This is a genomic window from Rhodovarius sp. (genome assembly GCF_040399605.1).
GTDB classification, from domain to species: Bacteria; Pseudomonadota; Alphaproteobacteria; order Acetobacterales; family Acetobacteraceae; genus Rhodovarius; species Rhodovarius crocodyli_A.
The window spans coordinates 1-10243 of sequence record NZ_JBBARU010000098.1 but is presented as its reverse complement, the minus strand read 5'-3'; the positions used below and the strand labels follow the sequence as shown (position 1 = coordinate 10243).

Here is a 10243-nt window from a genome sequence, read left to right as displayed (position 1 = left end):
CACTGTAACAATGTAAAAATCGCCTTTTTCTCGACAGAATCAATAAAACGGCGTTCAGCCCGACCCATGCGGCTCACCCCAAGGCGCATCGCCGCATGCCACGCCCGCGCCAATTGGCCCGCCCCTTGGCCCGCCCTTGGGGCATTTCGCGCCCCGGCCTTGCTATGGTAAGCCCCATTGCATGTCGCCGCTCTCCCTCGCCATCGCCGCCGATCACGGCGGCCTAGACCTCAAGCGCCAACTCCTGGCCGCGCTGCGCGCCGCCGGCCATCAGGTGACCGATTTCGGCACCGATGGCAGCGAGAGCGTCGATTACCCCGATTACGCCCGCCCCGTGGCCGAGGCCCTCACCAGCGGCGCCGTCCGCTTCGGCGTGCTGGTCTGCGGCTCGGGCATTGGCATGGCCATCACCGCCAACCGCCACCGTGGCATCCGCGCCGCCGTGCTGCACAACACCACCGAAGCGAGGCTGACGCGGGCGCATAATGACGCCAATATCGCCTGCTTCGGCGGCCGCACCCTCGGCGTGGAAGTGGCGCTTGATTGCCTACTCACCTTCCTCGCCACACCCTATGAAGGTGGTCGGCATGACCGCCGAATCGCCAAGATCGAAAGGCCACCGGCATGAACGAGACCACCGCTCGCTTCCTCCCCGCCCGCTTCTTCCAGGCCTCCCTGGCTGAGGCCGACCCTGAGATCGCCGCCGCCGTGGCGCAGGAACTGGTCCGCGAGCAGGATGGCATCGAACTCATCGCCTCGGAGAACATCGTCTCGCGCGCCGTGCTCGAAGCCCAGGGCTCGGTGATGACCAATAAATACGCCGAGGGCTATCCCGGCCGGCGCTATTATGGCGGCTGCGAATTCGTCGATGTGGCGGAAACCTTGGCCATTGAGCGCGCCAAGCAGCTCTTCGGCTGCGCCTTCGCCAATGTGCAGCCGCATTCGGGTGCCAGCGCCAACCTCGCCGTCTTCCTCGCTTTGCTCAATACGGGCGACACCTTCCTGGCCATGGACCTCGCCGCCGGCGGCCACCTCACCCATGGCGCGCCGGTCAATTTCTCCGGCAAATGGTTCAAGCCGGTCAGCTATGGCGTGCGCGTGGACGACGGCCTGATCGATTACGACGTGGTCGAAAAACTCGCCCATGACCACAAGCCCAAACTGATCATCGCCGGCGGCAGCGCCTATTCCCGCGAGATCGACTTCGCAAAATTCCGCGCCATCGCCGATGCGGTGGGCGCCTATCTGATGGTCGATATGGCGCATTACGCCGGCCTCGTTGCCGGCGGCGTTTACCCCTCGCCCGTGCCGCATTCCCATGTCACCACCACCACCACCCACAAGACCCTGCGCGGCCCGCGCGGTGGCATGGTGCTCACCAATGACGAGGCGCTGGCGAAAAAATTCAACTCCGCCATGTTCCCCGGCCTGCAGGGCGGGCCGCTCATGCATGTCATCGCCGCCAAGGCCGTCGCCTTTGCCGAGGCGCTGCGCCCCGATTTCCGCGCCTATGCCAAGCAGGTCGTCGCCAATGCCCGCGCTTTGGCCGATGAGCTGCAAAATCAGGGCCTGGCCATTATCTCCGGCGGCACCGACAGCCATTTGATGCTGGTCGATCTTCGCCCCAAGCGCGTCACCGGCAAGGCCGCCGAGGCCGCACTCGGCCGCGCCCACCTCACCTGCAACAAAAACGCCATCCCCTTCGATCCGGAAAAGCCCATGGTCACCTCCGGCGTGCGCCTGGGCAGCCCCGCCGGCACCACCCGCGGCTTCACCGAGGCCGAGTTCCGCCAGGTTGGCCGCATGATCGGCCGGGTGCTCGATGGCCTGGCCGGCGCCAATAGCCCAGAGGGCAATGCCGAAGTCGAAGCCGCGGTGGCCGCGGAGGTTCAGGAACTATGCCGCCGCTTCCCGATCTACTGAGATGTCAGCACCACGCCGCAGGGGCGCATAGCCCATGAAATGCCCCTTCTGCGGCGCCGAGGAAACCCAGGTGAAGGACAGCCGCCCAGCCGAGGATGGCGTCGCCATCCGCCGGCGGCGCTTCTGCACCGCCTGCAACAACCGCTTCACCACCTTCGAACGCACCCAGTTGCGCGACCTCACCATCGTCAAGACCGATGGCCGCCGGGTGCCGTTTGACCGTGACAAACTCGCCCGCTCCATCCGCATCGCCATGCGCAAACGCCCCTTTGATGAGGACCGCATCGAGCGCATCGTCAATGGCATCCAACGCCGCCTAGAAACCGAAACCGAGGCCGAAATCCCCTCCCGCCGGGTGGGTGAGATCGTGATGGACACCCTCAGAGGCGTCGATCAGGTCGCCTATGTCCGCTTCGCCAGCGTCTATCAGAATTTTTCCGAGGCCCGCGATTTCCAGGCCTTTCTCGGCAAGCTGGACAAAACCTGATGGACGAAAAGAGCGAAAGGGCTTTGCCCGCACGCGCTCTCCCACCAGCCTAGAAATATATGTCGACCCTGCTGGGGTGCTCGAGGGGCAAAGCCCCTCGATCTTTCCCTCACGCGCTATTCGTTTCGCATCAGCCTGCTAAAACATATCCCCTTCGCCAAGCCTCACTGCACAGGCCCTGGCATAGTGTTGGTCGAGCATCTTTATCCAGCCAAGCGATTCCGTTTGAATGGTTGTTGCTCTTGGAGTGAACCGCGAACCCATGTCGGCCGAGGAAGATGTTTCTCACATGCGCGCGGCCATGGCCGTGGCCGCGCGTGGCCTCGGCCGCACCTGGCCCAACCCCGCCGTGGGCTGCGTGTTGGTCCGCCAGGGCAGGGTGGTCGCCCGGGGCTGGACCCAGCCTGGCGGGCGCCCGCATGCCGAGACCATGGCCCTCGCCGCCGCCGGCCCCGCCGCGCGCGGCGCCACCGCCTATGTCACCCTTGAGCCCTGCAGCCATTTTGGCCGCACCGCGCCGTGCTGCGTTGCGCTGATCGCGGCCGGCATCACCCGCGTCGTCGCCGCCATGCGAGACCCCGATGCCCGGGTGAATGGCAATGGCTTCAACCGCCTCCGCCAAGCCGGCATCACCGTGGATGAGGGCGTTTTGCAGGCCGAGGCCGAGGCCTTCCAGGCCGGCTTCATCCGCCGCGTCACCCATGGCCTGCCGCTTGTCACCCTCAAGCTCGCCGCCACCCTCGATGGCCGCATCGCCACCGCCACCGGCGAGAGCCGCTGGATCACCGCCGCCCCCGCCCGCCTCGCCGTGCACGCCGCCCGCGCCAGGCATGATGTGGTGCTGGTGGGCAGCGGCACCGCGCTGGCCGATGACCCGGATCTCACCATCCGCGGCCTTGGCCTGCCCTCCATCCCCCGCGTGGTGCTTGATGCCCGGCTGCGCCTGCCGCTCAACGCCAGGCTGGTGACCACGGCGCGGCAAACCCCCACCTGGCTGCTCACCGGCCCGGGCCATGCCCCGGCCGCCCTTGCCCCCTATCGCGATGCCGGCGTCGAGGTATTGACCGTCCCCCGCGCGAAAACCGCCGGCCTCGACCCCGAGGCCGCCCTGCAAGCCCTGGCCCAGCGCGGCGTCACCCGCGTCTTTGCCGAGGGCGGCGCCAGCCTCGCCGCCGCCCTGCTGCGGGCGGGGCTTGTGCAACGGATCATGTGGTTCCATGCACCGGCGGCACTCGGCGCCGAAGCCATGCCAGCCATTGGCCCCCTGGGCCTTACGCATCTCGCCGAAATGCCCAGATACCGGCTGGTGGCCACGCATATTCTGGGTCAGGACGTGCTGAGCGAATATGAAGGAGCGGCGTAAAGACATGTTCACAGGTATCGTCACCGCCCTCGGCACGGTGCGGGAAGTCCAGCCCATCGGCGCCGGGCACGACATGCGCGTGCTGATCGGCGTCGCCCCCGGCTTCCTGGCCAACCCCGCCACCGAACTCGGCGCCTCCATCTGCTGCTCGGGCGTCTGCCTCACCGTGGTGCGGCTGGGGGCGGATGAATTCGCCGTCGATGTCTCGGCCGAGACCCTGGCCAAATCCACCCTGGGCGGCTGGCGCGCCGGCGCGCGGGTCAATCTCGAACGCAGCCTGCGCCTGGGCGATGAGCTGGGCGGCCATATCGTCGCCGGCCATGTCGATGCCGTGGCCGAGGTGCTCGAAGCCCGGCCGGAAAACGCCTCGGTGCGCTGGCGCTTTCGCGTCCCCGGCGGCCTCGCCCGCCATGTTGCCTCCAAGGGCAGCGTGGCCCTCGATGGCGTCTCGCTCACGGTCAATGAGGTGGAGGGCGATGGTTTTGGCGTCAATATCATCCCCCACACCGCCGCACACACCACTTTCGGCACCCTGCAACCGGGTGATCGGGTGAATTTCGAGGTCGATACCCTGGCGCGGTACGTCGCCCGGCTGCTTGAATATCGCTGATGCCCAATATCACCCAAGCGCCGGCCAAAGCCCGGCCATCCGCCGCGCCACTTCGGCCCGGCCCCTGCGTGGAGCACAAGTCTTGAAGACCACCACCACCCGCTTCGCGGATTTCCTGGCCCCCACCGAGGAGCTGCTGGAAGAAGCGCGAAACGGCCGCATGTTCATCCTCGTCGATGATGAGGACCGCGAGAATGAGGGCGACCTCGTCATCCCCGCGCAATTCGCCACCGCCGATGCGGTCAATTTCATGGCCCGCTACGCCCGTGGCCTGATCTGCCTGGCCATGGCCCGCCCGCGCGTCGAACAGCTCAGCCTGCCGCTCATGGCGCAGCACAATGGCACCCGCCATTCCACCGCCTTCACCGTCTCCATCGAGGCGCGCGACGGCGTCACCACCGGCATCTCGGCGGCCGACCGGGCGCGCACCATCGCGGTCGCCATCAACCCCGATCTCGGCCGCGAGCACATCGTCACCCCCGGCCACGTCTTCCCGCTGGTGGCGCGCGATGGCGGCACCCTGGTGCGTGCCGGGCACACCGAGGCGGCGGTGGATTTCGCCCGCATGGCCGGCCTCAACCCCGCCGGCGTCATCTGCGAGATCATGAATGATGACGGCACCATGGCCCGCCTGCCGGATCTGGTCGCCTTCGCCCAGCATCACGGCCTCAAGCTCGGCACCATAGCCGACCTCATCGCCCATCGCCGCCGCACCGAAAAACTGGTCGCCCGCGTCGAAGAGGGCGAAATCCAGCACGCCGTGGGCGGTGCATGGAAGGCGGTGGTCTATTCCACCCCGCTCGAGCCCGGCGAACATCTCGCCCTCATCAAGGGCGACATCTCCGGCCCCGCCCCCGTCCTCACCCGCATGCATGCCGCAAGCCTGCTGCATGATCTGGTGGGCGGCGCGGGCGTGGCCGAGTTGCACGGCGCCATGCGGATGATCGAGGCCGAAGGCCGCGGCGTGGTGGTGCTGCTGCGCGACTATCGGGTGGATGGCATCAGCACCGAAATCCGCCGTGGGCGTGAGCGTGCGGCCTCCCCCGCGCTGCGCGATTACGGCATCGGTGCGCAAATCCTGGCCGATCTCGGCATCTCCCAGATCATCCGCCTCTCCAACCACCCCCGCCCCGTGGTGGGGCTGGAGGGCTATGGTCTGGAGGTGATCGAATCCCGCCCGGTTGGGCCGCGCTAACCCAGATCAATTCCCGCCCCGGCTTGACGGGGCTTGCAGAGGGGACCAGCACTTATGATACCAGCCATCGACCAGGATTTGCGCGGCCGCGCCCGCGAATTTGCCGAGACCGTGGTCGCACCCCGCGCCGCCGCCATCGATGCCTCCCTGGAATACCCCTGGGACATCGTGGCCAAACTGGTCGAGGCCGGCTTCATGGGCATGTCCATCCCCGCCGAATGGGGCGGGCAGGGCCGCTCCTTCCTCGATGTCGCCATCGTGGTCGAGGAAATGGCCCGCGCCTGCACCGTCACCGCGCGCATCGTGGTGGAGGGCAATATGGGCGCCATCTCCACCGTCATGGCCTATGGCAGTGACGCGCAAAAACGCTGGGCGGCCGATCTGGTGCTGGCGGGTGACAAACCGGCCATTTGCATCACCGAACCCGATGCCGGCTCGGATGCCACCGCCATGCGCACCCGCGCCGACCAGCGCGGCAACAGCTGGGTGATCAATGGCGTCAAGCACTGGATCACCGGCGCCGGCGTTTCCAAACTCCACCTCATCTTCGCCCGCGCCTTCGACGAGCAGGGCCGCGACATGGGCATTGGCGGCTTCCTCGCCGAGCGCGGCGCGCCCGGCCTCGACATGACCCGGCGCGAGCCCACCATGGGCCTCTGCGGCATGCCCGAGGGCGAATTGACCTTCACCAACCTCATCGTGCCCGAAGCCATGGTGCTGCGCCCGCCCGGCGGCTTCGCCCGCGGCTTTGCCCAACTCATCAACGCCTATAACTCGCAGCGCGTGGGGGCCGGCACGGTGGCCATGGGCATCGCCGCCGGCGCGCTCGACCACGCTTTGGAATGGGCCAAGGGCCGCGAGCAATTCGGCCGGCCGATCGGCGAGTTCCAGGGCCTGCAATGGATGCTGGCCGATATGCAGACCCAACTCACCGCCTCACGCCTCATGCTGCACGCCGCCGCCGCCTCACGCGGCCCCAATAACAGCGCCTTCCCCGACCCTGAACTGGCCGCACAAGCCAAAATCTTCGCCTCTGAGGCCGCGATCAAAATCGTCAATGACGCGCTGCAAATCTTCGGCGCCCGCGGCTATTCCAAAAACTTCCCCATCGAACGCATGGCGCGCGATGTGCGGATGTTCACCATCGGCGGCGGCACGGCGCAGGTCCTGCGCACGCTGGTGGCCTCGAAGATGCTGGGCTGGAAATTGCCGCAGCAACGGCTGAGCGACATCTCCCAGCCGAAATTGGCCGCGGCAGAGTAGGGCGCTCAGCCCATACTCCCCCGCCGCCATTGCTCAATCGCCTGATCCGCGTCGATCACATCGGCATAACGCCGCCCGAGATCGAGCAGTTCCGGCTCATGTGCTGCCTGGCCATAACCGCGCGCAGCACAGACATCGCTCATAGCGGCTCGCCCGCGCCCGTCCCCTGATGCGGCGTGGGAATGCACCATTCCTCGCCGCGCGGCGTGGTGACATATTCCGGCCAGCGCAAATCCACCGGCGGGTCGAAATCCGCCGGCAGCAGCGGCCCCACCCAGCCAGGCCCGCCCACGCCGCCGGTGCGGCTGACAAACTCAGCCTGCGCCGCCGCCAGCATCTCGGGCTGGGTCGCCAGGTCAATATAGGTCAGCGCCATGGTTTTGGCGGCCACGAACATGCCAGGGTCAATCGCCTCCGGCAGCCCGCTCAGCGCCGTATAGGCCCAATTGGGATAGGCAAAGCCATGCGAAGGCGGCCGCAGCCGGGGGCGCCCGGCCAATAGCCGCACCGTCGGCGCATGCCAGCAGAATTCAACATAATCATCGGCGCTCAGATGCTTCTGCCAGGCCGGCAACCCCGCCCGCAGCCGCGCCTCATTCGCCTCCGGCGGCGTCAGCCGGCTGACACTCTCAATGAAGGGATCCTCCATCGCCTCCAGCCCCAGATGGCGCTGAATCTCCCGGCCAAATTCCTTCGCCGCCTCGCCATAGGCGGGCGCGCCCACCGCCTGCAGGTTCTTCCAGGTCAGGTCCGTCATCACCTGATTGGGCACCCCAACCCGGGTCTTCGTCACCCAGCGCACATAGGCGCGGCAGCCAGTGCTGCCCGCCGCATGCCGGGCATTATTGGCCAGCACCCGCCAGATCTGCTCCTGAATCCCCAAGGAAGAGGAACGCCACGAATACTGGATCTGACTAAACCGCGGCGGCAGATTATCCGAGGTCGCACCGCCATCGCCCAGCACGAATTCATTCAGCGTCCAGGAGCCGGCATGCGGGAACATCGCCTCCTTGGTGTATTTCGTCGTGGTGTACATCAGGCACATCGCATCCAGCGCGCCCGGGCTGCGCGCCCCCGCATGCGCCCCCTCAATCGGCACCAGGGTCGGGTCGATCCAATGCTCCGGCTGATCCGCCTCGAAACTGATCACGCAGGACCAATAGGCGCCAAACTGCGTGTCCGAGGTCACGGTATTGGAGGGCCAGGGATGCCACACCACCGCCGCATCCAGCCCGTCATAATAGCCCTTGGCGGCATGGATGGGCTTGGAGCCGCACACCTTCTCCGCCGGTTCGCCAAACAGCTTCAACTGCCCGGCAATGCCATGCGCCTCCATCGCCGCCTTAGCCCCCAGCATCGCCACCAGCGAGGCCGTGCCCAGCATGGAATGCGGGTCCGTATGCCCCGCGGCATAGGGGTGCAGCCCGGCGCGCGGGGCAGGGTAGGGCACAACCTGCTGCGAATTCCCCGGCACCGCGTCATATTCCGAAAAGCCCGCCAGCACCGGCGCACCTTGCCCCCAGGTCGCGACAAACGCCGTGGGCATCCCGCCCGAGCCAGCCTCAACGGCAAAGCCCTCCGCGCGCAGCAACTCCACATAATCGGCGGCCGATTTATATTCCCGCCAGGCCGGCTCGGCATGCTCCCAAATACGGCCGCAGAAATCGGAAAAGCGCTTCTCATGGGCCGCAATCCAGGCCAGCGCGGTGTCACGCGGGCTCATGCGCGCCTCACATTCCAGAAGGTGGAAAACCCATCCAACACACCCGTCAGATTGGAGCGATAGACGGTGGGCTGCATCACCTGACCCAGCGGATAATACGGCACCTGGTTCATCGCCTCCAACTGAATGTCCCGGCAAATCGCCTGCTGCGCCGCCACATCGGGCGCCTCAAACCAGGCATCGCGCATCGCCTCAATCCGCGGCATACTGGCCCAGCCGGCATAGCCCTGCTCGCCATTGCCGCGCAGCGCGATATGCCCCGCCGGGCTGAGCCAATCCGACCCCGACCAATTGGTGACAAAGGCGCTCCAGCCGCCATCGCTCACCGGCCCGCGGCGGTTGCGCCGCTGCAGCATGGCGTTGAACTCCACCGCATAAACCTCAACATTCATCCCCGCCCGCTTGAGCGTATCGGCCATCACCTCGCCCTGCAGATTGAGCGCCGAGGAATTGGTCGGGATCATCAGCAGCACCGTCTCGCCATTATAGCCCGCCGCCCGCAGCGCCCGGTTCACCGCCGCCATATCCCGCGGCCCGCGCAGCACATCGAGGCCCGCCTCACTGGCCATCGGCGTCTTCGGCGCGAAAAACCCGAGCGGCAGATGGTAGAGGCTGGGCTCCGAGGGCCCAACCAGCGCATGCATGCAGGCCTGCTGGTCAATCGCCCCCCACAGCGCCCGCCGGATCGCTGGATTATTGAATGGCGGCGTCAAATGATTGACCCGCAACATCGACACATAACCAGTATTATCGAGAATCTGCAGCCGCAGATTGCGCGCCCGGCGCAGCAGCGGCAGGTGATTGAGCGAGGCATATTCCTGCCAATCCTGCTCATTATTCAGCATGGCCGAATTGCCGGTGGAAGGGTCGGGCATCGAGTTCCACTCAACCCGGTCGAAATGCACCACCTTGGGCCCGGCCGTCCATGTCGGCGTGCCGGAACTGCGCGGCACATAACGCTCGAACTTCGTATAAACCACCCGGGCCCCAGGCACCCGCTCATCCGCCTTGAAGCGGAAGGGGCCGGAGCCGATCATCTCGGGCACCTGCTGAAACGCATCGGTATTGGCCAGCCGCTCAGGCATCATCGCGCATACCGGCACCGAGGCCTTGCCCAGCGCGATGGGCAGCAGCGGGAAGGGCCGCTTCAGCCGAAAACGAATAGTCCGGTCATCCGGGGCGGAAAGCTCCTCCGTCGTCTCCATCAGCGTCACGCCAAAGGGGTCGCGCCGCGCCCAGCGTCGAATGCTCGCCACGCAATCGCGCGCCAGCACCGGCGTGCCATCATGGAACCACAAATTCTCACGCAGCCGTAGATTCCACAGCCGCCCATCATTCTCGATCGTATGGCCATCCACCATCTGCGGCGTCGCGCCGAATTGCCCGTCCATGCCGTACAGCGTGTCGAAAACCATGTAGCCATGGTTGCGGGTGATATAGGCGGTGGTGGTAACCGGATCGAGGACGATGAGGTCCTGCTGCGGGATGAATTTCAGCGTGGTCGCGCTTTGCGCGCGCACCAGGGCGGGCGCTGCGGTGGCGGCTGCGATGAGACTGCGTCTGCGCATCAAAAAGCTCCTTTTGCCCCGCAAGGCTGCGCCCGCCGCCCCAGCCTTGGCAAGGCCGCCTCCGCTGCGGAAGAACGAACGGCGAGGGGAGATAAGATCGAGGGGCTTTGC

General features: G+C 66.5%; 10 protein-coding genes. 7 read left to right on the top strand and 3 right to left on the bottom strand.

Translation table 11 applies throughout. The features are described 5' to 3' along the window. The first annotated feature begins 181 nt into the window (after window positions 1-181). From rpiB to acdA, 7 genes are all read left to right on the top strand, one after another. On the top strand, window positions 182-628 hold the full coding sequence (gene rpiB / locus ABWP84_RS16830; protein WP_353213187.1) for a ribose 5-phosphate isomerase B: 447 nt from the start codon (window positions 182-184) through the stop codon (window positions 626-628). Next, window positions 625-1923 carry a serine hydroxymethyltransferase gene (gene glyA, locus ABWP84_RS16825; protein ID WP_353213186.1) on the top strand — a complete coding sequence of 433 codons (1299 nt, stop codon included), beginning with the start codon at window positions 625-627 and terminating at the stop codon, window positions 1921-1923. Before rpiB ends, glyA begins: the two co-directional genes overlap by 4 nt. Before the next feature lie 34 nt (window positions 1924-1957). After that, window positions 1958-2410: a transcriptional regulator NrdR gene (nrdR, locus tag ABWP84_RS16820; protein ID WP_353213185.1), complete on the top strand. Its 453-nt coding sequence runs from the start codon at window positions 1958-1960 to the stop codon at window positions 2408-2410. A 247-nt stretch (window positions 2411-2657) separates the two neighbouring features. Beyond that, a complete protein-coding gene (gene ribD / locus ABWP84_RS16815) occupies window positions 2658-3773 on the top strand; it encodes a bifunctional diaminohydroxyphosphoribosylaminopyrimidine deaminase/5-amino-6-(5-phosphoribosylamino)uracil reductase RibD (protein WP_353213184.1) in 1116 nt (371 codons plus the stop codon). A gap of 4 nt (window positions 3774-3777) precedes the next feature. Next, window positions 3778-4383 carry a riboflavin synthase gene (locus ABWP84_RS16810; RefSeq protein ID WP_353213183.1) on the top strand — a complete coding sequence of 202 codons (606 nt, stop codon included), beginning with the start codon at window positions 3778-3780 and terminating at the stop codon, window positions 4381-4383. A gap of 82 nt (window positions 4384-4465) precedes the next feature. Next, window positions 4466-5578: a 3,4-dihydroxy-2-butanone-4-phosphate synthase gene (gene ribB, locus ABWP84_RS16805; RefSeq protein ID WP_353213182.1), complete on the top strand. Its 1113-nt coding sequence runs from the start codon at window positions 4466-4468 to the stop codon at window positions 5576-5578. A 54-nt stretch (window positions 5579-5632) separates the two neighbouring features. Continuing rightward, a complete protein-coding gene (gene acdA / locus ABWP84_RS16800; protein ID WP_353213181.1) occupies window positions 5633-6841 on the top strand; it encodes a 3-sulfinopropanoyl-CoA desulfinase in 1209 nt (402 codons plus the stop codon). 5 nt (window positions 6842-6846) lie between these two features. Here acdA and ABWP84_RS16795 read toward each other — a convergent pair whose 3' ends face one another. From ABWP84_RS16795 to ABWP84_RS16785, 3 genes are read right to left on the bottom strand one after another with little or no spacing between them, the layout of a single operon-like run. After that, window positions 6847-6984: a hypothetical protein gene (locus tag ABWP84_RS16795; protein ID WP_353213180.1), complete on the bottom strand. Its 138-nt coding sequence runs from the start codon at window positions 6982-6984 to the stop codon at window positions 6847-6849. Then, window positions 6981-8564: an amidohydrolase gene (locus tag ABWP84_RS16790; protein WP_353213179.1), complete on the bottom strand. Its 1584-nt coding sequence runs from the start codon at window positions 8562-8564 to the stop codon at window positions 6981-6983. Before ABWP84_RS16790 ends, ABWP84_RS16795 begins: the two co-directional genes overlap by 4 nt. Continuing rightward, a complete protein-coding gene (locus tag ABWP84_RS16785; RefSeq protein ID WP_353213178.1) occupies window positions 8561-10132 on the bottom strand; it encodes an ABC transporter substrate-binding protein in 1572 nt (523 codons plus the stop codon). The genes ABWP84_RS16790 and ABWP84_RS16785 overlap by 4 nt, the downstream gene beginning before the upstream one ends. Between the last annotated feature and the right edge of the window lie 111 nt (window positions 10133-10243).